22 protein-coding genes and 1 pseudogene are annotated in these 25,561 nt (G+C 60.1%); 7 read left to right on the top strand and 16 right to left on the bottom strand.

The features are described 5' to 3' along the window. Positions 1 to 39 precede the first annotated feature (39 nt). The 3 genes from AC6CWS_RS01760 to AC6CWS_RS01750 are packed head-to-tail and all read right to left on the bottom strand — an operon-like array spanning position 40 to position 2,959. Positions 40 to 510 carry a YehS family protein gene (locus AC6CWS_RS01760; RefSeq protein ID WP_023290420.1) on the bottom strand — a complete coding sequence of 157 codons (471 nt, stop codon included), beginning with the start codon at positions 508 to 510 and terminating at the stop codon, positions 40 to 42. A 47-nt stretch (positions 511 to 557) separates the two neighbouring features. Then, the gene (gene btsR, locus AC6CWS_RS01755) at positions 558 to 1,277 is read right to left on the bottom strand and encodes a two-component system response regulator BtsR (protein WP_023290421.1); all 720 of its coding nucleotides are present in this window, start codon (positions 1,275 to 1,277) and stop codon (positions 558 to 560) included. Beyond that, complete coding sequence (locus AC6CWS_RS01750) at positions 1,271 to 2,959, bottom strand: sensor histidine kinase (protein WP_004189065.1); 1,689 nt, start codon at positions 2,957 to 2,959, stop codon at positions 1,271 to 1,273. Before AC6CWS_RS01750 ends, btsR begins: the two co-directional genes overlap by 7 nt. Positions 2,960 to 3,188: 229 nt before the next feature. Between AC6CWS_RS01750 and AC6CWS_RS01745 the strand changes: the two genes are divergently transcribed. Further along, the gene (locus AC6CWS_RS01745) at positions 3,189 to 3,302 is read left to right on the top strand and encodes a protein YohO (RefSeq protein WP_002912762.1); all 114 of its coding nucleotides are present in this window, start codon (positions 3,189 to 3,191) and stop codon (positions 3,300 to 3,302) included. Here the strand turns inward: AC6CWS_RS01745 and AC6CWS_RS01740 are convergent. The 5 genes from AC6CWS_RS01740 to bglX form a co-directional block, all read right to left on the bottom strand. Continuing rightward, positions 3,277 to 4,014 (bottom strand): ABC transporter permease, encoded by a 738-nt coding sequence (locus AC6CWS_RS01740; protein WP_080901715.1) that lies wholly within the window; start codon positions 4,012 to 4,014, stop codon positions 3,277 to 3,279. The two genes, AC6CWS_RS01745 and AC6CWS_RS01740, sit on opposite strands and share 26 nt — an antisense overlap. Then, positions 3,998 to 4,945, bottom strand: a complete 948-nt coding sequence (locus AC6CWS_RS01735; RefSeq protein WP_023290423.1) for an ABC transporter ATP-binding protein — start codon at positions 4,943 to 4,945, stop codon at positions 3,998 to 4,000. The genes AC6CWS_RS01740 and AC6CWS_RS01735 overlap by 17 nt, the downstream gene beginning before the upstream one ends. After that, complete coding sequence (locus AC6CWS_RS01730) at positions 4,938 to 6,095, bottom strand: ABC transporter permease (protein ID WP_072422111.1); 1,158 nt, start codon at positions 6,093 to 6,095, stop codon at positions 4,938 to 4,940. Before AC6CWS_RS01730 ends, AC6CWS_RS01735 begins: the two co-directional genes overlap by 8 nt. 7 nt (positions 6,096 to 6,102) lie before the next feature. Further along, positions 6,103 to 7,020: a glycine betaine ABC transporter substrate-binding protein OsmF gene (gene osmF / locus AC6CWS_RS01725; RefSeq protein ID WP_023290425.1), complete on the bottom strand. Its 918-nt coding sequence runs from the start codon at positions 7,018 to 7,020 to the stop codon at positions 6,103 to 6,105. Between the two features lie 136 nt (positions 7,021 to 7,156). After that, positions 7,157 to 9,454, bottom strand: coding sequence for a beta-glucosidase BglX (gene bglX / locus AC6CWS_RS01720; protein ID WP_080901714.1), 2,298 nt, complete (start codon positions 9,452 to 9,454; stop codon positions 7,157 to 7,159). Positions 9,455 to 9,648: 194 nt separating this feature from the next. Here bglX and dld point away from each other — a divergent pair, with 194 nt between their 5' ends. Further along, positions 9,649 to 11,394 (top strand): D-lactate dehydrogenase, encoded by a 1,746-nt coding sequence (dld, locus tag AC6CWS_RS01715; RefSeq protein WP_065812292.1) that lies wholly within the window; start codon positions 9,649 to 9,651, stop codon positions 11,392 to 11,394. Positions 11,395 to 11,479: 85 nt separating this feature from the next. After that, complete coding sequence (locus tag AC6CWS_RS01710) at positions 11,480 to 12,034, top strand: GNAT family N-acetyltransferase (protein WP_002912829.1); 555 nt, start codon at positions 11,480 to 11,482, stop codon at positions 12,032 to 12,034. 160 nt (positions 12,035 to 12,194) lie between these two features. Here the strand turns inward: AC6CWS_RS01710 and pbpG are convergent, their stop codons facing one another. Continuing rightward, positions 12,195 to 13,145, bottom strand: coding sequence for a D-alanyl-D-alanine endopeptidase (pbpG, locus tag AC6CWS_RS01705; RefSeq protein ID WP_168377440.1), 951 nt, complete (start codon positions 13,143 to 13,145; stop codon positions 12,195 to 12,197). Positions 13,146 to 13,333: 188 nt separating this feature from the next. Beyond that, positions 13,334 to 13,921 (bottom strand): Yip1 family protein, encoded by a 588-nt coding sequence (locus AC6CWS_RS01700; RefSeq protein WP_023290429.1) that lies wholly within the window; start codon positions 13,919 to 13,921, stop codon positions 13,334 to 13,336. 153 nt (positions 13,922 to 14,074) lie between these two features. Here AC6CWS_RS01700 and AC6CWS_RS01695 point away from each other — a divergent pair, with 153 nt between their 5' ends. Then, complete coding sequence (locus AC6CWS_RS01695) at positions 14,075 to 14,644, top strand: DedA family protein (protein WP_080901713.1); 570 nt, start codon at positions 14,075 to 14,077, stop codon at positions 14,642 to 14,644. Between the two features lie 32 nt (positions 14,645 to 14,676). Here the strand turns inward: AC6CWS_RS01695 and mdtQ are convergent, their stop codons facing one another. Continuing rightward, a complete protein-coding gene (gene mdtQ / locus AC6CWS_RS01690) occupies positions 14,677 to 16,116 on the bottom strand; it encodes a multidrug resistance outer membrane protein MdtQ (protein WP_080901712.1) in 1,440 nt (479 codons plus the stop codon). A 128-nt stretch (positions 16,117 to 16,244) separates the two neighbouring features. On the opposite strand from mdtQ, the gene AC6CWS_RS01685 reads away from it, so the two are divergent. Continuing rightward, complete coding sequence (locus tag AC6CWS_RS01685; RefSeq protein ID WP_023290432.1) at positions 16,245 to 16,979, top strand: class I SAM-dependent methyltransferase; 735 nt, start codon at positions 16,245 to 16,247, stop codon at positions 16,977 to 16,979. 33 nt (positions 16,980 to 17,012) lie between these two features. Here the strand turns inward: AC6CWS_RS01685 and AC6CWS_RS01680 are convergent, their stop codons facing one another. From AC6CWS_RS01680 to dusC, 5 genes and pseudogenes are all read right to left on the bottom strand, one after another. Continuing rightward, on the bottom strand, positions 17,013 to 18,407 hold the full coding sequence (locus tag AC6CWS_RS01680; RefSeq protein ID WP_080901711.1) for a glycoside hydrolase family 1 protein: 1,395 nt from the start codon (positions 18,405 to 18,407) through the stop codon (positions 17,013 to 17,015). 15 nt (positions 18,408 to 18,422) lie between these two features. Beyond that, a pseudogene (bglF, locus tag AC6CWS_RS01675) lies at positions 18,423 to 20,394 on the bottom strand (PTS beta-glucoside transporter subunit IIABC). Between the two features lie 29 nt (positions 20,395 to 20,423). Beyond that, positions 20,424 to 21,257, bottom strand: a complete 834-nt coding sequence (gene bglG / locus AC6CWS_RS01670; protein ID WP_023290435.1) for a transcriptional antiterminator BglG — start codon at positions 21,255 to 21,257, stop codon at positions 20,424 to 20,426. 155 nt (positions 21,258 to 21,412) lie between these two features. Continuing rightward, on the bottom strand, positions 21,413 to 22,777 hold the full coding sequence (locus tag AC6CWS_RS01665; RefSeq protein ID WP_080901709.1) for a carbohydrate porin: 1,365 nt from the start codon (positions 22,775 to 22,777) through the stop codon (positions 21,413 to 21,415). 356 nt (positions 22,778 to 23,133) lie between these two features. Then, positions 23,134 to 24,066: a tRNA dihydrouridine(16) synthase DusC gene (dusC, locus tag AC6CWS_RS01660; RefSeq protein WP_048297901.1), complete on the bottom strand. Its 933-nt coding sequence runs from the start codon at positions 24,064 to 24,066 to the stop codon at positions 23,134 to 23,136. Between the two features lie 358 nt (positions 24,067 to 24,424). On the opposite strand from dusC, the gene AC6CWS_RS01655 reads away from it, so the two are divergent. Next, entirely contained in the window at positions 24,425 to 24,829 is a 405-nt protein-coding gene (locus AC6CWS_RS01655; RefSeq protein ID WP_023290438.1) for a CidA/LrgA family protein, read from the top strand. Then, positions 24,819 to 25,514: a CidB/LrgB family autolysis modulator gene (locus AC6CWS_RS01650; protein ID WP_004201621.1), complete on the top strand. Its 696-nt coding sequence runs from the start codon at positions 24,819 to 24,821 to the stop codon at positions 25,512 to 25,514. Before AC6CWS_RS01655 ends, AC6CWS_RS01650 begins: the two co-directional genes overlap by 11 nt. Positions 25,515 to 25,561: the final 47 nt, after the last annotated feature.

The following is a 25,561-nucleotide window of genomic DNA, read 5'->3' as shown; positions in this document are numbered from 1 at the left end:
TTGTAGGCCGGGTAAGGCGAAGCCGCCCCCGGCTAACCATCACGCCTTCGGGTTATGCACCCGCTGGGTCAGGCCGCGCAGGAAATTGCGCAGAAACTGGTCGCCGCACTCGCGGTAGTTTTTGTGGTCAGGCGACCGCATCATGGCGGTCACTTCCGGCACCGAGACGCGGTATTTCTGCTCGCTCATGATCGCCACAATATCGTCCGTTTTCAGCGAGAAGGCGATCCGCAGCTTTTTCAGCACCGTATTGTTATTCACCCGGCGCTCCAGCGCCAGCTCCGGCGCTGAATCGTCTTTACCGCGCTTGTCATAGATAAGGCCGTTGAGGAAACCCGACAGGATAATGTCCGGGCAGCGGACAAAGCCCTCTTCATCCTCTTTCGTCGTCCAGGTGTCAAAGCTGGCGGAGGTGGATTCCATATCGGATAGCGCAAGAATGCGCACCATATCGTTATTATTGACTTTCAGGGTGTAGCGCAGGCTACGAAGAATATCATTACTGAGCATGAGTGCCTTTTACTGTCGATGATGCAATGGGGCGCAGTGTAGCAGCTTTACAGGCCAATCGCCTCTTTCAGGCTTTTTAAATAGCGCCGGCTCACCGGCACCGTTTGCCCGGCGCGCATCAGCAGCTCCGCCTGACCATTCTCCTCCAGGCGAATCTCCTTCAGGTGCGCCATATTCACCAGATACTGGCGATGACAGCGCAGCAGCGGCGTGCGGCTCTCAAGGGTGCGCAGGGTTAGCTCGGTAAACCCTTCCTTGCCCTCGCGGTCGGTCACGTAGATCCCGCTCATCCGGCTGCTGACGAAGGCCACATCCTCCATCTGCAGCAGCCAGATACGGCTGTGGCCGGTACAGGGTATGTATTTCAGCGTCTGCCGGGCGTCATCCAGCAGCGACACATCCTGCAGATTACGCTCCTGGCGCAGACGGGCGAGGGTTTTCTCCAGCCGGGCAGCTTCAATCGGCTTGAGCAGATAGTCAAAGGCGTGCTCCTCAAAGGCTTTCACCGCGTATTCATCAAAGGCGGTGAGAAACACGATATAGGGGCGGTGCTCCGGGTCGAGCATCCCGACCATCTCCAGGCCGCTGATGCGCGGCATCTGGATGTCGAGAAACAACACGTCTGGACGCAGCTTATGGACCGCGCCAATCGCCTCCACCGCGTTGCCGCATTCGCCGACGATCTCGATATCGCGCTGAGTCTCCAGCAAAATACGCAGGTTTTCCCGCGCCAGCGGCTCATCATCGACGATCAATACTCTCAGCATGCATTCTCCTCCAGGGGCAAACGTAGGGTGACACGGGTAAAGCGCTCCGGTTCGCAGGTGACGCTGATGCCGCAGTCGGCGCCAAAACGCGCCCGAAGCCGCCTGTCCACCAGATTCATCCCCAGCCCGCTGGCCTGAGGGTTGGCCCGGTACAGCCCGGCGTTATCTTCGATATCCAGCTGCAGCCAGCGATCGTCCTGGCTGGCACGAATGGTAATTTCGCCGACGCCAAGATGTTGCGATGTGCCATGCTTAATGGCGTTCTCCACGATCGGCTGCAGGGTAAAGGCCGGCAGCTGGTGATGCGCCAGCCCTTCCGGCACCGCCATCTGGATCTGCAGGTTAGCCTGAAAGCGGGCCTTCTCAATCTGCAGGTAGGCGTTAACATGCTCGATCTCATCGGCGAGGGTGACGATTTCTGTCGGCCGCTTCAGGTTCTTGCGAAAGAAGGTCGACAGATACTGCACCAGCTGGCCGGCCTGCTCGCTGTCGCGACGGATCACCGCCTTCAGGGTGTTAAGCGCGTTAAACAGGAAGTGCGGGTTGACCTGGGCATGCAGAAGCTTGATTTCGGATTGCGTCAGCAGCGCCTTCTGCCGCTCGTACTGCCCGGCGAGGATCTGCGCCGACAGCAGCTGGGCAATCCCCTCCCCCAGGGTGCGGTTGATCGAACTGAACAGGCGGTTTTTCGCCTCATACAGTTTGATGGTGCCGATCACCCGCTGGTTCTCGCCGCGCAAGGGGATCACCAGCGTCGACCCCAGCTTACAGTGCGGATGAATCGAGCAGCGGTAGGGCACCTCGTTGCCGTCGGCATACACCACCTCGCCAGTCTCAATCGCCCGTTGCGTATACGAGGAGGAGATAGGTTTGCCCGGCAGGTGATGGTCGTCGCCGATGCCGGTAAACGCCAGCAGCTTGTCGCGGTCGGTGATCGCCACCGCGCCGATATCCAGCTCCTGGATCAGCACCTGGGCCACCTTCATGCTGTTCTCTTCGTTGAACCCCTGACGCAGGATCCCCTCGGTGGACGCCGCCACCTTCAGCGCCGTGGCGGAAAAGGCGGAGGTGTACTTCTCGAACATCGCCCGCTTGTCCAGCAGAATGCGCATAAACAGCGCCGCGCCGACGGTATTGGTCACCATCATCGGCGCGGCAATGCTCTGCACCAGATGCAGGGCGTCCTGGAACGGGCGGGCGATCAGCAGAATAATCATCATCTGCACCAGCTCGGCCACGAAGGTGATCGCCCCGGCGGTCAGCGGGCTAAAGACTTTGTCCGGCCGGCCGCGCTTGACCAGCACGCTGTGCACCAGACCGCCCAGCAGCCCCTCGACGATAGTGGAGACCATGCAGCTTAAGGCGGTCATCCCCCCCAGCGAGTAGCGGTGCAGGCCGCCGGTCAGCCCCACCAGCCCGCCGACCACCGGGCCGCCGAGCAGGCCGCCCATCACGGCGCCGATGGCGCGGGTGTTGGCGATAGAGTCTTCGATATGCAGACCAAAATAGGTCCCCATAATGCAGAAAATGGAGAAGGTGACGTAGCACAGCAGCTTGTGCGGCAGGCGAACGGTGACTTGCATCAGGGGGATAAACAGTCGGGTTTTGCTCATCAACCACGCGATGACCAAAAATACGCACATCTGCTGAAGCAGCAGCAACACCAGATCAAACTCGTACATACCCGCAAACCACACATTCCTGAAAGCGCGTACCTTACACTGCCTGGAGGAGACTTTCTTTGAAGCCCTGCATAAAAATGAAAAATGACGGGCAGGATCACACTTTTTTGCGGCGCCTGACGCAGCGAAAGCGGCAAAAAGCCCGGCGCGGCGCGCTAAACCGCAATTAATGTTTCATTAACACCTGTGCTTCACCGTATAATCCCCCTGTTAACATCAGGAGCCTATTATGAAGCCAGCGAAAATCGCGGTCGTCACTCTCTTCTTACTTATGGCCATCGGCGGGATCAGCGGCGTGATGCTGGCCGGCTATTCCTTTATTGTACGTGGCGGTGTCGGCTGAGCCAGCGGGCCAGGCGCTCAAATGCGCGGTCGACAATAATCGCCGCCAGCGCCACCAGCAGCGCCCCCTGCACGATATAGGCGGTATTAAACCCGCTCAGGCCGATGATGATCGGCGTCCCAAGCGTATTGGCCCCCACCGTCGAGGCTATCGTCGCGGTACCAATATTGACGATGACCGAGGTGCGGATCCCCGCCAGGATCACCGGGGCCGCCAGCGGCAGCTCCACCTTGCACAGACGCTGCCAGCCGGTCATGCCCATCCCTTCTGCCACTTCTGACACGCCCGACGGTATCGACCCCAGACCGGCCAGAGTCCCTTGCAGCACCGGCAGTATGCCATACAGCGCGAGGGCGATCAGCGCCGGCAGCCAGCCAAAGCCCAGCACCGGCACCGCCATCGCCAGCACCGCCACCGGCGGAAAGGTCTGCCCGATAGCGGCGATGGTCTCCACCAGCGGACGAAACGCGCTGCCCGCGGGCCGGGTGACCGCCACCCCTGCCCCCAGCCCGACAGCGGTCGCCGCAAGGCTGGACGCCGCCACCAGCCAGCCGTGATCGACAGTGAGCGCCCAGAAGCTCTCCTGCTGGTAGACCGGCCGCGGCAGTTCCGGAAACAGCCGGCTGAACAGCGGCGCGCTGTAGGGCAGCCCCGCCAGCAGGCCGATAAACAGCGCGCTAAGCCACCACAGCGGCTCACGAAGCGCCTTCATGACTCGCCTCCTGGCGCAGCAGATCGGCAAAATGCAGCGTGCCGCAGGGTTGCCCCTCGGCATCCACCACCGGCAGCGCTTCGCAGCGCCGGGCGACAAACTGCGACAGCGCTTCCCGCAGGGTCATGGTGACGGTCAGCCCCTCGCCCGCCAGCCGCTCGTCGGGACGCAGATAGTCCCGCACCTCGCGCAGCGACAGCAGGCGCACGCCCAGCTCGCTGCGGCCAAAAAAGGTTTGCACAAAGCGATTCTCTGGCCGCATGAGCATCTCAAGCGGCGCCCCCTGCTGGACCACCTCGCCGCCGTCCATCAGCACCAGGTGGTCCGCGAGACGCAGCGCTTCATCAATATCATGGGTCACCAGGACAATCGTCCGCCCCAGCAGGCGATGGATGCGCAGCATCTCCTGCTGCAGCGCCTCACGGGTCACCGGGTCGAGGGCGCCGAAGGGCTCATCCATCAGCAGTACCTCCGGGTCTGCCGCCAGCGCCCGCGCCACCCCGACCCGCTGCTGCTGGCCGCCGGAGAGCTGATGAGGGTAGCGGTCGCGCAGCGTTGCCTCCAGCCCCAGCAGCGCCATCAGCTCGTCGACCCGGTCGGCGATCCTCCCCCGCGGCCATTTTTGCAACTGCGGCACGGTGGCGATATTCTGCGCCACCGTCCAGTGGGGAAACAGGCCGATGGACTGGATGGCATAGCCCATCCGCCGCCGCAGGGTCAGGAGCGGCTGCTGGCGGATGTCTTCGCCGGCAAAGCGAATCATGCCCCGGTCCGGCTCCAGCAGGCGGTTGATCATTTTCAGCGTCGTCGACTTGCCCGAGCCGGAGGTTCCCACCAGCACCGAGAAAGCGCCTTCGCGCAGCTGCAGGGTCAGGTCCTTCACCGCCGGGTGGCCGGCAAACGCTTTGCTGACCCCTTCAAATTCAATCATTGGCCTCTCCTTTCAGCCAGGCGCCCCACAGGGCGAACAGGGCATCCACGACCACCGCCAGGGCAATGGTCGGCACGACCCCGAGCAGCACCAGATCCAGCGCGCTGCTCAGCAGCCCCTGGAACACCAGCGCGCCAAAGCCGCCGGCGCCGATCAGCGCCGCCACCACCGCCATGCCGACGGTTTGCACGCTGACCACCCGCAGGCTGCGCAACAGCACCGGCATCGCCAGCGGGAGCTGTACCTGACGAAAGCGCTGTCCGGCGCTCATGCCCATCGCCGTCGCGCTCTCCAGCGCATCCCGCGGCACCTGCTGCAGGCCGGTCACCACCCCGCGCACCAGCGGCAGCAGCGCATACAACGTCAGGGCGATCAGGGCCGGCGCCACGCCGGTCCCGGAGACGCCCAGCTCGCCCAGCGCCGGGAAATAGCGCGCCAGACCGGCAAGCGGGGCAATCAGCAGGCCGAACAGCGCCACCGACGGGATAGTCTGGATCACATTGAGCACGGTGAAGGCCGGCGCCTGCCAGCGCGGACGCCGCCAGAGCCATACCCCCAGCGGCAGGCCAATGATCAGGCCCGGCAGCAGGGTGCCAAACAGCAGAAGCAGATGCTGGCGCAGGGCGTCGTCAAACACCTCCTGGCGGTTGGCATACTCCTTCAGCAGCGAGAGCTGATCGAGCGCCCCGGCGGCGAGCAGGATGATGGGCAGAAGCCAGACTTGCGCATTGAGCAGCCAGCGCCACAGCGGCCGGACGGTAAGATGACGAATGGCCTCGCTGGCCAGCAGCAGGCAGAGCGCCAGCGACAGCCACAAACCGCTGCCGGGCGAGGTGCGCGCCAGCGGCGAGCCGTGCCGGGAGAGCTCAATCGCCGCCTGGCCGCTGCCCCAGATAAGCAGCGGGAAAAGCAGTTCGGCCAGCAGCAGATGGAGAAGCGGCGCAACCCTGCCCGGCAGCCAGCAGAGCAGGATCCCGGCGAGGGCTGCCGCCAGCTGAACGCCGGCGAGCCAGGGCATCACCTGCCACAGCCCGCGCCCTTCCCCGGAGAGTAAGCGATTCGGCGCGTAAGCGATAAACGGCAGCGCCAGCGTAACCAGCAGCAGGCCTGTCAGCAGCAGGCCGACGCGGTGAGTACAGCGAATGGTCACCGGTGGCTTACTTCAGCAGGCCTTTCTGCTGCAGATAATCTGCCGCCACGCGCTTCGCATCCTGGCCTTCCACCGCGATGCGGGCGTTGAGCTGCTGCAGGGTCTTTTCATCGAGGCTGGCGAAGACCGGCTTCAGCCAGTCGGCGATCTGCGGGTAGGCTTTAAGCACCGCCTCGCGCACCACCGGCGTCGGGGCGTAAATCGGCTGCACGCCCTGCGGGTCGCTCAGCGTCTGTAACCCCAGAGCCGCCACCGGGCCGTCGGTGCCGTAGGCCATCGCCGCGTTGACGCCGGAGGTCTGCTGCGCCGCCGCTTTGATGGTCACCGCCGTATCGCCTCCGGCCAGCGACAGCAGCTGGTTCTGGTTGAGTTTGAAGTCATACGCTTTTTCAAACGCCGGCAGCGCGTCCGGGCGTTCAATAAACTCCGCCGAAGCCGCCAGCTTAAATTCGCCGCCCTGCTGCAGATAGCGGCTGAGGTCGGCCAGCGAGGTGAGATGATTTTTCTCCGCCAGCTCCTGGCGCACGGCGATGGTCCAGGTGTTGTTAGCCGGCGCCGGGGTGAGCCATACCAGCTGATGTTTCTCCTGATCCAGGCGTTTCACCTTCTCATAGCCCTGCCGGGCATTCTTCCATGCCGGGTCGTTTTCATCTTTAAAGAAGAAAGCGCCATTGCCGGTATACTCCGGGTAGATATCCAGCTCGCCGGCGACAATCGCCCCGCGCACCACCGGCGTGGTGCCGAGCTGGATTTTATTAATCGTTTTGACGCCGTGGTTTTCCAGCACCTGCTGGATCATATTGCCCAGCAGCGCCCCTTCGGTATCAATTTTCGAGCCGACCTTCACCGGCTCCGCCGCCTGCAGCGGCACACTTATCAGGGCGGCCAGCGCCAGCGCGCCGGACCATTTCGTCGCCATCTTCATCCCGCTTCCCTCAGTTCTTTTGCGCTTCGCTTACAGAAGCTTAAGAGAAAAGCGTAGTCCATTTGCCAGCGATACGAAAAAGAAAAGGCCGATTAATCGGCCTTTAACGTGTGACGCTGGGCTTAAGGGCTCTGCCTTACAACAGCTCAAACTCGCTCTGCTTCACGCGGGCGGAGTCCACGCCGATAAAGACATTGAATTTGCCCGGCTCAGCGACGTATTTCATCTGCTGGTTCCAGAACTTCAGCCCGTCGACGTCGATCGGGAAGCTGACGGTTTGCGTTTCACCCGGCTTGAGGGTGACCTTTTTAAAGCCGCGCAGCATTTTCACCGGCCGGCTCATGGAGGCGGTGACGTCCTGCAGATACAGCTGAATGACCGTCGCCCCTTCGCGTTTGCCGGTGTTGGTCACCTGCACGCTGGCGGTCACGCTGCCGTCGCGCGGCAGGGTGGCCGACGACATGGTGACATCGGAGACGCTAAAGGTGGTGTAGCTCAGGCCGTAGCCAAACGGGTACAGCGGGCCGTTGGCCTCATCGAAGTAACGCGAGGTGTACTTGTTCGGCTTCTCCGGATTATACGGCCGACCGGTATTCAGATGGCTGTAGTAGGTTGGGATCTGCCCCACCGAGCGCGGGAAGGACATCGGCAGCTTGCCCGACGGGTTATAGTCGCCAAACAGCACGTCGGCGATGGCATGCCCGCCTTCGGTGCCGGCAAACCAGGTCTCCAGCAGCGCATCGGCTTGCTGATCCTCTTTCACCAGCGCCAGCGGACGGCCGTTCATCAGCACCAGCACCAGCGGTTTGCCGGTGGCTTTGAGAGCGGCAATCAGATTGCGCTGGCTCTGCGGCAGGGTGATGTCGGTCCGGCTGGAGGCCTCATGGGCCATCCCCTGCGCCTCGCCCACTACGGCGACCACCACGTCGGATTGCTTCGCCGCCGCGACGGCTTCGTCGATCATTTCCTGCGGCGAGCGCGGGTCAACCTGCACTGCTTTCTCATACAGATTGAGGAAATCGACAATGCCTTTGTCGTCGGTAACGTTCGCCCCTTTGGCGTAAATCACTTTGCCGTTATCGCCCAGCGCTTCTTTGATGCCGGTCAGGACGGTCACCGACTGATCGGCCACGCCCGCCGCCGACCAGCTGCCCATCATGTCGCGTTTGCTGTCCGCCAGCGCGCCCACCACCGCGATAGTGCCGGATTTTTTCAGCGGCAGCGTATCGAGACGGTTTTTCAGCAGCACCAGGCTCTCGCGGGCCACTTCGCGCGCCTCTTTACGATGCAGACGGCTTTCCGCGTTGGTGTCCTGCGGGTCAGAATCTTTTGGTCCCAGGTGGCTGTACGGATCGTTGAACAGCCCCATGTCATATTTGACGTTGAGCACGTGACGGGTGGCGTCATCCAGCTCAGCCATGGTCACCTTGCCGGATTTCACCAGCCCCGGCAGGTATTTGCTGTAATACTCGTCGCTCATGCTCATGTTGATGCCGGACTTCAGCGCCACGCGCACCGCGTCTTCCGGGTCGGAGGCCACGCCGTGCTTGATCAGCTCTTTGATGGCGCCGTGGTCGGAAACCGTGATGCCTTTAAAGCCCCACTGGTCGCGCAGGACATCTTTCAGCAGCCAGGAATCGGCGGTCGCCGGGGTGCCGTTCAGCGAATTCAGGGCCACCATCACCGCGCCGCTGCCGGCATCGAGTCCGGCTTTATACGGCGGCATATAGTCGTTGAACAGACGCTGCGGGCTCATGTCGACCGTGTTGTACTCTTTCCCGCCCTCCACCGCGCCGTAGGCGGCGAAGTGCTTGACGCTGGTCATCACCGAATAGCGGTCAGCCGGGCTCTTGCCCTGCATCGACGCCACCATCGCCTGGCCCATCATCGTGGTCAGATACGTGTCTTCCCCGAAGCCTTCGGAAGCGCGTCCCCAGCGCGGGTCGCGGGAGACGTCGACCATCGGCGCCCAGGTCATGTTCAGCCCGTCATCGGCGGCTTCATAAGCTGACACGCGGCCCACGGTTTTCACCGCGTCGAGGTTAAACGACGAGGCCAGACCGAGGCTTATCGGGAAGACAGTGCGCTGGCCGTGCAGCACATCGTAGGCAAAGAACAGCGGGATCTTCAGGCGGCTAAGCTGCATCACCTGATCCTGCATGACGCGGATATCCGGACGGGTGACGGTGTTAAAAATCGCTCCCACCTGGCCCGCTTTGATCATCTCGCGGATCGCTTCTTTCGGGTTATCCGGGCCGACGCTTATCAGACGCAGCTGGCCGATTTTCTCGTCCACGGTCATTTTTTTCAGCAGGTCGGTAACAAAGGCATCCCGCGCCTGCGGGGTCAGGGGGTGGTTACCAAACAGTTCATCCGCCAGCGCGGGTTGCAGCGCCAGACTCACGGCGACGCCTACAGTGCAGAGCCATTTCATTATTATCTCGCTTTTTCTCAGACGGGGACTTGGTAAAACATAATAAAAACCGCAGTTTGCCATATATATAAACAACGCGCCCGCAGAATGCTAAGGTTCTTCTCTGATTTTTGCGAAACATTCATGCATCAAATTGTCATACAAAGCGCTATGCTTATCCTCGATATTTCGCGCACCACCACAAGGAGTGGAACATGTCATCTGCACCCACTAACACCCATAAAACGTTTCTGGCTGACCTGGCGCGCCTGGTTGGCCCTGCGCATCTGCTGACCGACCCGGCAAAAACCCAGCGCTACCGCAAAGGCTTCCGCTCCGGCCAGGGCGAAGCGCTGGCGGTTGTCTTTCCCGGCACCCTGCTGGAACTCTGGCGCGTGCTCAACGCCTGCGTCGACGCCGATAAAATCATTTTGATGCAGGCGGCCAACACCGGCCTGACCGAAGGGTCCACCCCCAACGGCAATGATTACGATCGCGAGATCGTGATTATCAGCACCCTGCGCCTGGATAAGCTGCATCTGCTGGACAAAGGCGAGCAGGTGCTGGCCTGGCCCGGCACCACTCTCTATTCACTGGAAAAAGCGCTGAAACCGCTGGGGCGCGAGCCGCACTCGGTGATCGGCTCATCGTGCATCGGCGCGTCGGTGATCGGCGGGATCTGCAACAATTCCGGCGGCTCCCTGGTGCAGCGCGGGCCAGCCTATACCGAGATGTCGCTGTTCGCGCAGATTGACGCCGACGGTAAGCTGAAGCTGGTCAACCATCTGGGCATCGATCTCGGCAGTACGCCGGAGCAGATCCTCAGCCGACTCGACGACGAGCGGATCAGCGATAGCGATGTGCTGCATGATGGCCGCCACGCCCACGATCACGACTATGTTACCCGCGTGCGCGATGTCGATGCCGACACCCCGGCGCGCTACAACGCCGACCCGGACCGCCTGTTCGAATCCTCCGGCTGCGCCGGTAAACTGGCGGTTTTCGCCGCGCGTCTCGATACCTTCCCGGCGGAGAAGCGCCAGCAGGTGTTTTACATTGGCACCAATCAGCCGCAGGTATTGACCGAGATCCGCCGCCATATCCTCGCCGAGTTCCAGCATCTGCCGGTGGCCGGGGAATATATGCACCGCGATATTTACGATATCGCCGAGAAGTATGGCAAAGACACCTTCCTGATGATCGACAAGCTCGGCACCGACAAAATGCCGTTCTTCTTCACCATGAAGGGGCGCACCGACGCGATGCTGGAGAAAGTGTCGCTGTTTAAGCCGCACTTTACCGACCGCTTTATGCAGAAGCTCGGCCACGTCTTCCCGGCGCATTTACCGGAGCGGATGAAAACCTGGCGCGACAAATATGAACACCATCTGCTGCTGAAGATGGCCGGCGACGGCATCGAAGAAGCGCAGCGCTGGCTGACGGCGTACTTCCAACAGGCCGAGGGGGAGTTCTTCGCCTGCACGCCGGAGGAAGGCAGCAAAGCGTTCCTCCATCGCTTTGCCGCCGCGGGCGCGGCGATCCGCTATCAGGCTGTGCATGCTGACGAGGTGGAAGATATTCTGGCGCTGGATATCGCCCTGCGCCGCAACGATACCGAGTGGTTCGAACATCTGCCGCCGGAAATCGACAGCCAGCTGGTGCATAAGCTCTACTATGGCCACTTTATGTGCCATGTATTCCATCAGGATTACATCGTCAAGAAAGGGGTCGACGCCCATGCGCTGAAGGAGCAGATGTTGGCGTTGCTGAAAGCCCGCGGCGCCCAGTACCCGGCGGAGCATAACGTGGGTCATCTGTATGAAGCGCCGGAGAGCCTGCAGCAGTTCTATCGCCAGAACGATCCGACCAACAGCATGAACCCGGGGATCGGCAAAACCAGCAAGCAGAAATACTGGGGTGAAGCGGCCCCGGCGCCAGTCTCCCCGACAGATCCGCAATAATCGGCGGCAGGACTATTCAGCCTGGCGCTTCTGTATTACGCTGCACGCCGGAGAATGTCTCTCCGGCAGATTCAGGAGCGCCGCCATGCCTGCAGAGGCCCCGTTACTCGACAGTGATTTAGAAATTCGTGAAGCGCTGCCCGACGATGCCCACGCCATCGCCGCGCTGTATGTCTGGCACGTGCTCAATGGCCGCGCCTCCTTCGAAGAGATCCCCCCCACCGTTGACGAAATGCGTAAACGGATCCAGACCGTGCGCGATAACGGGTTGCCCTGGCTGGTAGCGCTGTGGCGCGGGGCTATCGTCGGCTACTGCTACGCCACTTTCTATCGCCCGCGCCCGGCCTATCGCTACACCCTCGAAGAATCGATCTACGTGGAATCCGGAATGGGCGGGCGCGGCATCGGCAGCGCGCTGCTGTCGCGGCTGATCGCCGAATGCGAGAAAGGCCCATGGCGGCAGATGCTGGCGATCATCGGCGATGGCCATAACAATGCCGGCTCGCTGGCGATCCATAAAAAGTTCGGTTTTACCGTGGCAGGTCAGCTGCGCAGCGTCGGCTATAAGATGGGCGACTGGCGGGATACGTTGATTATGCAGCGCGCGCTGGGTGACGGCGACTGGACGCTGCCGGAGTAATATTCGGCGTCACATCCCGCGGCTCGCGGTATAAACCTCCCAGCCCGATCGCCCGGCGGCGCTGCGCTTGCCGGGCCTACAGGCCATGATAACCCTTTGATATAAATGCATCTTTAGCCCGAATAAGGCGCAATGCGCCGTTATCCGGGGCATATGCAGATTAATCGTTCTGCGCGGTCTGGGCGCCGCCTTTCAGCATCGTCTCCGCCATCTGCGCTTCGCGCTGCTTTTTATAGCTCAGCGCCGAAGCCGGGACCGGCATCACCTTCCCCGTCTCGATCCACGTCCGCAAACGGCTGGCGTCGGCGAAGTGGGTATATTTGCCGAAGGCATCCATCACCACCAGCGCCACCGGACGTTGGTTAATCACCGTGCGCATAATCAGGCAGTGGCCGGCAGCGTTGGTGAAGCCGGTTTTGGTCAGCTGGATGTTCCAGTTGTCGCGATACACCAGATGGTTAGTGTTGCGGAACGGCAGGCTGTAGGCCGGATGGGCAAAGGTGGCGGTCTCTTCTTTGGTGGTGCTCAGCTGGCCAATCAGCGGGTACTGCTCGCTGGCGATCAGCAGTTTGGTCAGATCGCGGGCGGTGGAGACGTTATGCACCGACAGACCGGTGGGCTCCACATAGCGGGTATGGGTCATACCCAGCGCCTGCGCTTTGGCGTTCATCGCGCGAATAAAGGCGTCGTAGCCGCCCGGATAGTGATGCGCCAGGCTGGCGGCCGCGCGGTTCTCGGAAGACATCAGCGCCAGCAGCAACATATCGCGGCGGCTGATCTGGCTATTGAGACGCACGCGGGAGTAAATCCCCTTCATTTCCGGAGTATGGCTGATATCCACCGTCAGCATTTCGTCCAGCGGCAGATGGGCATCGAGTACCACCATGGCGGTCATCACCTTGGTAATCGACGCCATCGGGCGCACCAGATCCGGCTGGCTGGCGTAGATGATTTTTTTAGTGGCCAGATCGACGATCATGGCGCTGCCGGAAGCGATGTCCGGCTGCGAGGCGGTTACCGCCGTCGGGGTTTTTGCTAACGCCTGGGGCGCAAAAGGCACAGCCAGCAGCAAGGTCAGGCTGAGCAAAGAGACTCGGAATTTCGGCATCATGGGCATTCTGAAAAGTATTTTTGCACGTTATGGAACGTACGCCGCGAGGTTAAGTGGGCAACTTCGCTGGCAAACGCCATCATACCGCGCCGTAAGGCCCTGTGCCTAATAAGAATCGTGAAGAAATGCTGCATTGCCGACATAAAATACATATTTGCCGGCAATGCATATTGACCCGTTTCGTCCGATCAGAACAGTCGGTAGCCATACCCCCATAGCACCACGGTGATCGCCAGCAGTACTTCCAGCACCAGCACCCCGATGGCCAGGGTCGAGCTGGCGAAACTGAGCCCCTCTTCCCGGTTAATGCTCAGGAAGGTCGGGATCCCGAGATAGAGCAGATAACCGGTATAGAACAGGGCAACGGTACCGATCAGCGCGCACAGCCAGACCAGCGGATAGAGCGCCACAATCCCGCTCAGGAACAGCGGCGTGGCCACATAGCCGGCAAAGACCATGCAGCGTTTCAGGGAAGGCTGCTGCGGATATTGCCTGGCCATCCACCAGATAACCCGCCCCATGATCGCCACCCCGGCCAGCATCACGGCATAAAACAGGACAGCCAGCGCCAGCCCGGTCCACATCGACAGTTTAATAACGGTGCCGTCGCCGAAGTTCCAGCCCAGCTGCGTGGTGCCGATAAAGGCGCAAACCACCGGAACCGCCGCCATCAACAGCACATGGTGCGTATAGTGATGAGAAATGGTTTCATTCTCGCTCTTTATCACGCTCATCTCCCGGTTGGGATGAGCGAAGAGCCCCCAGACATGGTTCATAGCGTCCCCCTTGTCACGGCTTCGTACTGCACTGATCCAAGTATAATTCACCCTGTAGATTATTTTGTGTACAGCACAAAAAATCTGCGTCGACGCGTTTTGGCCTGCAGGGTGTATGATTAACAGGTGATGAGGTAAGGAGATAAGCTGTTTATGGATATCAATCACCTGATTTCCCAGTATGGCTACGCGGCGCTGATCGTCGGCAGCATGGCGGAAGGTGAGACCATTACCCTGCTGGGCGGCGTCGCGGCGCATCAGGGGCTACTGAAGTTTCCCCTGGTGGTGATCGCTGTCGCCCTCGGCGGGATGATTGGCGATCAGTTGCTCTATCTGCTTGGTCGCCGCTTCGGCGGGCGCATTCTGCGCCGTTTCGCCAGCCAGAAGGCGCGGATCAGGAAAGCCCAGCGCATGATCCAGCACCGGCCGTGGCTGTTTGTCATCGGCACCCGCTTTATGTACGGCTTCCGGGTGATCGGCCCCCTGCTGATCGGCGCCAGCCGCCTGCCGCCGCGCATTTTCCTGCCGCTGAATATTGCCGGGGCGCTGGTGTGGGCTCTGCTGTTTACCACCATAGGCTATCTTGGCGGCGAGGTGGTTGGCCCGTGGCTGCACCACCTCGACGCCCATCTGAAGCACTGGATCTGGCTGATCCTCGCGATGGTGGTGGTCGTGGCCGCCCACTGGTGGTTCAGGCGGCGCGAAGGGAAGAAGAAAGACTGAGCGGCGCGCCCGCTGACGCGCCGGGGGGCCGGTTACTTCACCGCCTGGTGGTAGCCGCCGCCGAGGGCCGAGGTCAGCTGAATGCTGGCGTCAATCCACTGGCCGTGCAGGCGCAAGGCGGTGATACGCTCCTGCAGCGCCGGGAGCTTCGCCATACTGACCCGGGAGCCGGGCAAGATCCCCGCCGCCATTCGGGCCTGCGCCAGGTCCACTACCCGCTGGGCGTCTTTTTCAACCTGCTGCTGCTGTTGGCTCTTGGCCATCAGCGTCTCGACCTGGCTGGCGGTTTTCGCCACCTGGTTGACGGCGTCCACCACCGCTTTGTTGTACTGGGCGATGGACAGGCTGTTCTGCGCGCTGGCGATATCCAGATTGGCATTGAGGCGACCGCTGTCGAAGATCGGCAGCGTCAGTCCGGCGGTGACGCCCATCTGCTGCGCCGAATGGCGGAAAAGATCGCTTAAGTGCAGGGCATCCTGCTGCAGGAACGCCATCAGATTGATGTCCGGGTAAAACGCCGCCTTCGCCGCGTCCACCTCGCTCAGCGACGCCTCAATATACCAGTGAGCGACCTGCAGATCCGGGCGACGCGCCAGCAGCTCATAGCCAAGGGTGTCCGGCAGCTGCGCGCTGACCGTCGGCAGGCTGGCGGGTTTGAGGTTTAGCGACTGGCTCTGGCTGTTGGTCAGGGCCATCAGCCGCGCTTCAATCTCTTTCATCGTGCCCGCCACGTCCGCTAGCTGCTGGTCGGTTTTGCTGACGTTAATATCGTTTTCCGCCCCTTCGGCGGAGTTGGTGATCCCGCGCTGATACAGGGCCTTGTCGACCGTCACGATATTATTTTGCTCGTTTTTCACCTGCTGCAGCACCGCTTTGATCGCCGCTTCCGTCTGCCACTGCCAGTACAGGCGCGCCACGCTGCCGGAGAGCAGCTCCCGGGTCTGAGCCTGCTCGGCCACCTGGGCTTTCAGCTCGCCGATGCGGGCTTTCACCAGCGCACGGTTTTTGCCCCACAGATCGAGATCCCAGCCGGCGGTCAGGCCGAAGGTACCGTTGGTGTACCACGGGCCGGTATTGCCGTCGGTGTCGGTGGCGAACGGCCCCATCAGACCTTCGGCCGACATGCGTTGACGTTCGATGTCAGCGGAGAAATCCATCTCCGGGCCAAGATTCGCCTGCGACATTCTGGCCTGCGCTTCGGCAAGCCTGATGCGCTGTTCGGCAATCTGCATATCCGGCGCGTTGGCGAGCGCGCGCTGAATCAAATTATCCAGTTGGGCATCGTGGTAGTCTTTCCACCAGTCGGTCTGCGGCCAGCCGTTTTTGACGGCGGCGGGAAGATCCATGGCAACGTGGGAAGCCGGAATTTGCTGCTGCGGCGGACGAGCAACCTCATGGGAAGGCGCGCAGCCTACCAGCGCGATGGCCAGGGGCAAGGCCGCCAGCGCGCTATTATTTAATCTCAATTTCATTAGACAGGTCAGATAATATAATCAGGTGAGTGATCATAAGTTAATTGAATTAAACGCGTTTAGTAAAGCGTGTGACTAAATTATTAGTTTGCTAAAAATAAACAAACTTATCAATTCAAGGGATGAATATGAGCCAGAATATTTATGACGATCCGCACTTCTTCGCCGGCTATGCAACCCTCGATCGTTCGGTGAAAGGGCTGGATGGCGCACCGGAGTGGCCATCGCTACAGGCAATGCTGCCGCCGCTAGCCGGTTTGCGGGTGGTGGATCTCGGCTGCGGCTACGGCTGGTTTTGCCGCTGGGCGCAGCAGCAGGGAGCCAGCCAGATAATGGGGTTTGATATCTCCCGGCGTATGCTGGCGCAGGCACGGGAAATGACCCGCGGGGATGAGATTGACTACCGCTGCGCCGATCTGCAAACCCTGACGCTGCCCGCCAACAGCTGCGATCTGATCTACAGCTCGCTGGCCCTGCATTATTTACCCGACATCGCCCCGCTCTTCTCCACCCTGCAGCAGGCGCTGGTCCCTGGCGGTATACTGGTCTTTTCTGCCGAACATCCCATCTATACCGCGCCGCTGCAGCAGGGATGGCAGGTGAATGAACAGGGGCAAAAGAGCTGGCCGGTCAGCCACTATCAGCAGGAGGGGGAGCGCGTCAGCAACTGGTTTGCCGAGGGCGTCATTAAACAGCACCGCAAACTCTCGAGCTGGATAAACGCGCTTATCGCCGCCGGTTTTGTGCTGGAGCAGCTGGATGAGTGGGGACCAGGCGCCGAACAGATTGCTCAACAGCCCGCCCTGGAGGAAGAGAAAGAGCGGCCGATGATCTTTTTACTGCGCGCGCGTAAACCGGCTTAATCCCCCGCCCGACGATGGCCGGGCGGAGAAGCGTTACGCTTTCAGGCTGGCGCCGCGGCTGGCAATCACTTCTTTATACCAGTCAAAGCTCTTCTTCTTACTGCGCGCCAGGGTGCCGGTGCCGTCATCATGGCGGTCGACATAGATAAAGCCGTAGCGCTTCGACAGCTCCGCCTTCGAGGCGCTCACCAGGTCAATCGGTCCCCAGCTGGTAAAGCCCATCAGCTCAACGCCATCGTCAATGGCCTCCCGCGCCTGCACCAGATGGTCGTTCAGGTAGCTGATGCGGTAGTCATCGTTAATGCTGCCGTCGGCTTCCACCTTATCTTTGGCGCCCAGACCGTTTTCCACGATAAACAGCGGCTTCTGATAGCGATCCCACAACACGTTCAGCAGCGTACGCAGGCCCAGGGGGTCTATCTGCCAGCCCCACTCCGAGCTCGCCAGGTGCGGGTTCGGCACCATGCTGAGAATATTGCCGCGCGCCTGCTGGTTCAGCGCCTCATCGGCGGTGACGCACCCGGTCATGTAGTAGCTGAAGGAGATAAAATCGACGGTGGTTTTCAGCGTGTCGCGATCGGCCTCGGTGATGTCGAGCGTGATGCCGTTGTCGCGGAAAAAGCGCTGCATATAGCCCGGGTACGCCCCGCGCGCCTGCACGTCGCCGAAGAACTGCCAGCTGCGGTTCTCCTGCAGCGTCTCGAACACATCTTCCGGTTTGCAGCTCAGGGGATACATCAGTCCGCCGAGCAGCATATTGCCGATTTTGCCCTCGGGCACCAGCTCGTGACAGGCTTTGACCGCCAGGGCGCTGGCCACCAGCTGGTGGTGAATGGCCTGATACACCTCGCCTTTGCTGCTGCCGGCCGGCAGGCCGACGCCGGTCATCGGGGCATGCAGCGACATATTGATTTCGTTAAAGGTCAGCCACAGTTTGACCCTGTTTTTATAACGGCTGAACACCGTCCGGGCGTAGCGCTCAAAGAAGCCAATCACCTCCCGGCTACCCCAGCCGCCGTAGTTTTTCACCAGCGCCCACGGCATTTCATAATGCGACAGAGTCACCAGCGGGGTGATGTTGTGCTTCGCCATCTCGTCGAACAACTTGTCGTAGAAGGCAAGGCCGGCTTCGTTCGGCTCGGCGTCATCGCCGTTGGGGTAGATACGGGTCCAGGCGATGGACACCCGCAGGCAGTTAAAGCCCATCTCGGCAAACAGGGCAATATCTTCCGGGTAACGATGGTAAAAATCGATCGCCACATCCTTAATCCCGCTGTCGCCGGGTACGCGCTCGACCACTTCGCCGAAGACGCCGTGCGGCTGCACATCAGAGGTGGATAACCCTTTGCCATCTTCCAGGTAAGCCCCTTCCACCTGATTCGCCGCGGTCGCGCCGCCCCATAAAAAATCTGCCGGGAATGTTTTCATCTCTCTCTCCTGTGATTAATGGCTGACTGACAACAGCGGCTGACCGGCTTCGACGGCGCTGGGCGCCACCGTGTCGATCTCACGATAGTCTTCGCTGTTGCTGATAATAATCGGGGTCGCCAGGTCGTAACCGGCGTCCAGAATCGCCTGACGATCGAACTCAATCAGCAGATCGCCGGCCTGTACTCTGTCGCCCTCTTTCACATGCGCGGTAAACGGCACGCCGTCGAGTTTGACCGTGTCGATGCCGACGTGGATCAGCAGCTCAATACCGCTGTCGCTCTGCAGGCCGATGGCGTGTTTGGTCTGAAACAGAGAGGCCACTTCGCCCGTGAACGGGGCGATGACTTTGCCCACCGCCGGGATAATGGCGACCCCATTCCCCAGCAGGCCGCTGGCGAAGGTGCTGTCCGGCACCTGATCGAGGGCGATGACGCTGCCGCTCATCGGCGCCAGAATGTCGTTTGCCGAGACCGGCGCTACCGCCACGGCGCCCGGCGCGGCGCTGGCGCGCGGCAGGCCGGCGAAGAAAGTTAAACCACAGGAGATAATCAACGCCGCGAAGATGCCCACTACGCCGCCCCAAACGGTGCTATCAAGCCCTTGGGGCGGGATCATTTGCGCCACGGTAAAAATGTTCCCGAAGCCGAATGAATAGACGTTAGCGTTACTGAAACCCACAATAGCGCCGCCGATGGCGCCCGCCACGCAGCCGAAGATAAACGGCCGACGCAGCGGCAATGTTAAGCCATAGATAGCGGGCTCGGTAATGCCGAAGATGCCCGCTGAAAACGCCGAACCGGCCAGCACTTTCTGACGGGCATCGCGGGTTTTCAGCAAAATACCCAGCACCGCGCCGACCTGCCCCATAACGGCCGGCAGCAGCATGGGCAGCATGGAATCATGGCCAAGCACCGTCAGATTGTTAATCATCAGCGGAATCAGTCCCCAATGCAGGCCGAAGATCACACAAACCTGCCACAGCGCGCCCATCGCAGCTCCCGCCAGCCACGGCGCCACCGCGTAGATAATCTGATACCCCTGGGCCAACAGATGACTGAGCCAGGTCGCCAGAGGGCCAATCAGCAGAAACGTCAGCGGAACCACAACGGCGAGACAAATCGCCGGCGTAAAAAAGTTTTTCATCGATGACGGCAGCAGCGCGTTGCTCTTGCGCTCCAGCCAGCAGCAGACCCATGAGGCGAGAATAATCGGGATCACCGATGAGCTGTAATTAATAAAGGTTACCGGGATGCCGAGAAAGTGCTCCACCGCCGCGCCCGGCGCCTGGCTGGCCTCAAAGGCCTGAATCATCAGCGGGTGGGTTAACGCCCCGCCGATCACCATCGAGACAAACGGGTTACCGCCAAATTTTTTACCGGCGGTGTAGCCGAGAAACAGCGGGAAGAAAAAGAACAGCGCGTCGCTGGCGGCAAACCAGATTTTATAGGTTCCCTGTTGCGGGGTTAGCCAACCGCAGACGACCGCCAGCGCCAGCATCCCTTTCAGGATACCAGAGGCCGCCAGCACGCCGATAAACGGCGTGAAAATTCCCGACACGACATCGATGATCTGCCCCAGCAGCGACCCTTTTTCAACGCTTTCCGCCACCGGCTCGCTGTCGTCGCTTAACCCTGCCTCCTGACGCACCGCCAGCCAGACGTCGTGGACATGGTTGCCAATCACCACCTGAAACTGGCCGCCGCTCTCCACCACCATAATGACGCCCGGGTTGGCCTTCAGCCCTTCGGCATCGGCTTTGCCGTTATCTTTCAGCTTAAAACGCAGACGTGTCGCACAGTGAACCAGACTCACAATGTTCTCTTTGCCGCCGACGCGGCGGAGAATATCCTGCGCGAGTGCTTTATATTCCATGCTCTTTTCCTTACTGCCGCTGCCCGCAGACAACCGGCGACTGAGTAGTAAAAATAAAAAAAACCCGAGAACCACGCCGGTAGGCGTCGCGCTCAGGTTTTGCCTGCATCATGCAGTAACAATCCAGTTTTGTCGGGAGACTTAGCGTCCCTCTTTTCTTACCCGTTCAATATGAATGGCAAGAAACATAATTTCTTCGGTGGTCAGCGCCCGCTGATACTGCTTTTGCAGATGCGTCGCCACCGTTTCCGCGCACTTCCACGCTTTGGCGTAGTTGTCTTTCACCGCGCTGTGCAGCGAGACGTCGTCATCTTCCACCACCGTGCGGGTCAGCATCCGCTGGGCGAAAAACTTCAGGTGGGTGACGAAACGCTGATAGCTCAGCGACTCCTCGTCGTAGTTCAGCTGCAGCTGATACTTCACCAGCTGCAGGATCTCCTGCATCACCCGGGTCACGTGCATGACCTCCGGCATTTCGCTGTTGAGCTGCGCCGTCACCAGATGGAGGGCGATAAATCCGGCTTCATCCTCCGCCAGCGCCACGCCGAGCCGTTTGCCAATAATGGCCCTTGCCTCCTGGCCCAGCGCGAACTCCTTCGGATAGAGCCGCTTGATCTCCCACAGCAGCACGTTACGCAGTGCGATACCCTTTTTCTGCCGCTCGATAGCAAAGTGACAGTGATCCGTTAACGTGATGTACAAACTTTCCTGTAACTTGCCCAACCGCCCGCGCGCCAGGTCGATAATGCGATCGCAGGTGGTCATCACTTCTAACGGAATCTGACTGAGCAGTTCACCTAAGCGGCCGACCAGTTCATCGCTTTGTAAGGCGAAGACTTTTTCAATTTTGCTGTCGTCCAGCGCGTCGCCCGGGCGTTTCTGAAAGGCCAGCCCTCGCCCCATCACCACCTGTTCGCGCTGGTGTTCGTCAAGAACCACCACCACATTGTTATTGAGTACTTTGGCGATTTGCATATTGACCCCAGAAACAAAAAAACCTGACCCCCGACTAAACGCCAGGTAATCAGGTTTTGCCTGCCGCAGCAGTTGCAATCCAACGCCAGCACTGTAACAACTTCTGCTGCGTGCTCAACCTGACAAGTGAAAAAACGTGATTAAGATCGCGACTATCAGAAGGTGACGACGGTTTTCCACTCCACCACCCACGCGTCCTGGGTCTGCGCAACGCCGCCCGGACGGTGCCAGTACTGCAGGCCCGGCTGCAGCTCCAGCCAGGAGACCGGGCGGAAGCGATAATAGAGTTCGCCGTTCAGCGAGTGGCCGGCCACCGGCTGCCAGGCCGGATCGTTATAGTCGGCGGCGCCGCTGAGCTGGTTCATATAGCGCTGATTGCGCGCGTAGTGGCTGCTCATGTCGATCCGCGTCAGGCCGAAGCCGATCCAGTCCTCCGGACGGGCGTCAAACAGCCCGCGGTAACGCATCGAGGCGGCGACGGCGGAGTGGATATAGTTGCTGCGCTGGTCGCTGAGGCTGCCGCTCAGCGAGACGCTCATTCCCCGCAGCGGATCGTCGGCGTGGCGGGTAATCTGCTGGTTCAGGCCGGCGTACATAAACCAGGTGCTGTCGTGCTCGGCGTAGCCCTGCGGGTCCGTCGCCCCGGCGCCGCCGGATTTGCCGCTGTAGAGGTCGCTTTGCGGCGCGTTAGTCCAGACCACGCCGAGGTTATAGGCCCCCGGCAGGCCATTCATCAGCGGACGGGTTTCGATCTCCAGCGGCAGTAAAATGCCTTTGCTGCCCTTCGTCGACCAGCTCCAGGCATGGCTGCGCGCGGTAGCCTGCGGGTTTTGCTCCATCACCCCGCCTTTGAGGGTCACCGTCGGCGTCAGCTTGTACTCCAGGGTGGTGCCCCAGGTGTGGATGTTCCAGTTATTCCAGGTCAGCGAGTTGGCCGATTTGCCGCCGCACTGGGTCAGCAACTGGAAATCGCAGGGAATGATCTGGTCGAAGGTTTGCACCTTGTTCATCATGCCGATGCGCCAGGTCAGGCGACGGTCGTCAAAGCTGCGGGCGAAGGTCAGCCAGCCGAGGCGGGTGATCGACCCGCCGCCCCAGCTCTCCTGCGACAGATCGTTGAAGCTGACCCGCGGATCCTGCAGCCGTTTCGTGGTGAGGTTATCATCGTGGTTGCGGTTGACGATGTTGCCCTCGAGACGGGCGTCCGGTATGCCGGTCCAGCGCTCCAGATCCTGGGTAAAGGTCAACGACACCTGGTCAATATAGGCCAGATGTTTATCATGGTTATAGCCGCCGCCGGCGTTGTAGGCCATCTCGTTAAGATAGCCAAGATTATAATGAAAGCCGTTCTCTTCAAGGATGGGACGAATACCCAGCATATCGCCCAGCAGCCCTGGCTGTCCGGCTTCAAACCCCAGCACGCTGCCGTTCCACGCCGGGGTTTGCGCCGCGTTCACGGCGGGCGCCATAGTCGCCAGCGCCGCGCCGATAAAAAGCTGATTTATTTTTTTGTTATACATTGTGATCTCCACCGTGACTGAATAAAAACAAAGGGGATCCCCAGGCTATTTATTTACCTGTTTTCTTTTTTAAAAAATGAATGGCAAGGGGCGTCCTTCGGTAATAAAACCGCGACCGTGCCAGAGAAAAGATGAATTACAACCTCTTGTTTTACGTCATCATTTATCCACCGTTAAATTTTGGCCAAAAAAAAACCTAAGCACTTGCCGCCACGAATGACGGAAGTGCTTAGGTTTTGCCTGCGTTCAGTAGCAATCCTGAATTGATTGACCGCACAGTATCACTTTATTTCACTCATGCCTATCATCAATAGGGAGGCAAGTAATAATATGTGAAGCGAATAACAATATGGCGCTTAATAGCGGGCGATCGCCGCCGCTATTTCAGCAGAGGTTTGCAGGGCGCGAATTTCATTAAACAGCGTCAGCGCCTCGGTATATTCCTTGCGTAAATAGCCCAGCCACTGCTTAATTCTCGCCACATGATACAGGCCGGTATCGCCCTGCTTTTCCAGACGGGTATATTTTTGCAACAGCTGAACCACCTGCGGCCACGGCATGCGCGGTTCGTTGTATTTGATCACCCGGCTGAGGTTCGGTACGTTGAGCGCCCCGCGGCCAATCATCACCGAATCGCAGCCGGTGACGGTCATACAGTCCTGAGCGCTTTGCCAGTCCCAGATTTCGCCGTTGGCGACTACCGGAATGGTCAGGCGCTGGCGGATCTCGCCGATGGCCTGCCAGTTGATGCGCTCCGCTTTGTAGCCATCCTCTTTGGTGCGGCCGTGGACCACCAGCTCGCTGGCCCCCGCCTGCTGCACCGCGTCGGCGATTTCAAAGCGCCGTTCGCCACTGTCCCAGCCGAGACGAACTTTCACCGTCACCGGCAGATGTCCGGGCACTGCCTCGCGCATCGCCTTCGCGCCGCGATAGATAAGCTCCGGATCTTTCAGCAGCGTCGCCCCGCCGCCGCTGCCGTTCACCAGTTTCGACGGACAGCCGCAGTTTAAATCGACGCCCCACGAGCCCAGCGCCACCGCGCGGGCGGCGTTTTCCGCCAGCCACTCGGGATATTGCCCCAGCAGCTGGACGCGCACGCGGGTACCGGACGGGGTGCGGCTTTGATGATGCAGTTCCGGGCACAGCCTGTAGAACGATTTAACCGGCAGCAGTTGATCCACCACCCGCAGAAACTCGGTGATGCACAGATCGTAATCGTTCACTTCGGTCAGCAGCTCGCGCACCAGCGAATCGAGCACGCCTTCCATCGGCGCCAGTAGTACACGCATATCGTTACCCGGAAAAAAAAGAGGCGCTATGGTAGCGCCTCCGGGCGTTGGTTGAAAGTGCTCAATGCGTCCCGCCTGTCGTACGCCATTCCCCATTCGGCGAATGCGGCAAAGCGAGGAGATAATCTCTATGCTTTACAGGAGCCTGCGGTATCTCATACCGCCTTCATTTGCCGCTTCTCTTCCAAAAAGGTAGCGTGGGACCCGATATACCCAAAGCTGCGAGCTGTCAGGTCCTGCCGGGAGAGGCTATTGTTCCCGTACGCTATCAGCGCTATGTATAGAATTCATGATGTGATCGGTAGCACATTTTAGGGATTAATTGTATGATGAATGCACTTCATCAAGGGTTATTACCATGAGTAAATCGCTGACTATTATCTGGCACTACCTGCGGGCTTTCGTCCTGATTTACGCCTGCTTATATGCCGGAATATTTATCGCCGGGCTGCTGCCCATCACCATCCCCGGCAGCATCATCGGCATGCTGATCCTCTTCGTGCTGCTGGCGCTGCAAATTATGCCGCCGCAGTGGGTCAACCCCGGCTGCAATATCCTGATCCGCTATATGGCGCTGCTGTTCGTGCCGATCGGCGTCGGCGTGATGCAGTACTGGGATCTGCTGCGCGCCCAGCTGGGGCCGGTCGTCATCTCCTGCGCCATCAGCACGCTGGTGGTGTTTGTGGTGGTGAGCTGGAGCTCACATCTGGTGCATGGCGAACGCAAAGTGATTGGGCAAAAGGAAAAGAAAAATGATGCATGAAATCTGGTGGTCGCTGCCGCTAACCCTGATCGTCTTTTTCCTCGCCCGCAAACTGGCGGCCCGCTTCAAATTCCCGCTACTCAACCCGCTGCTGGTGGCGATGGTAGTGATAATCCCGTTTCTGCTGCTGACCGGGATCTCCTATGAGCGTTACTTTGCCGGCAGCAAGATCCTGAACGATCTGCTGCAGCCGGCGGTGGTCGCGCTGGCTTTCCCGCTGTATGAACAGCTGCACCAGATCCGCGCGCGCTGGAAATCGATCATCACCATCTGCTTTATCGGCAGCTGCGTGGCGATGATCACCGGCACCACCGTGGCCCTGCTGATGGGCGCCACACCGCAGATCGCCGCCTCTGTTCTGCCCAAATCGGTGACCACGCCGATTGCCATGGCGGTGAGCGGCAGTATCGGCGGCATCCCGGCCATCAGCGCCGTGTGCGTGATTTTTGTCGGCATCCTTGGCGCGGTATTCGGCCATACCCTGCTCAACCTGATGCGTATTCGCACTAAAGCGTCGCGCGGCCTGTCGATGGGCACCGCCTCGCACGCCCTCGGTACCGCGCGCTGTGCGGAACTGGACTATCAGGAAGGGGCGTTCAGCTCGCTGGCGCTGGTGCTGTGCGGGATCATCACTTCGTTGATGGCACCGTTTTTATTCCCGCTGATCCTTGCGGTAGTGGGATGAAATGTGATTCAAATCACATTTATCAATGCAACAATGAAAAGTTGCAT

This window comes from Klebsiella sp. M041 (assembly GCF_059759695.1).
Note: the sequence above shows the minus strand (reverse complement) of the source record. Positions and strands in the feature narration are given on the sequence as shown.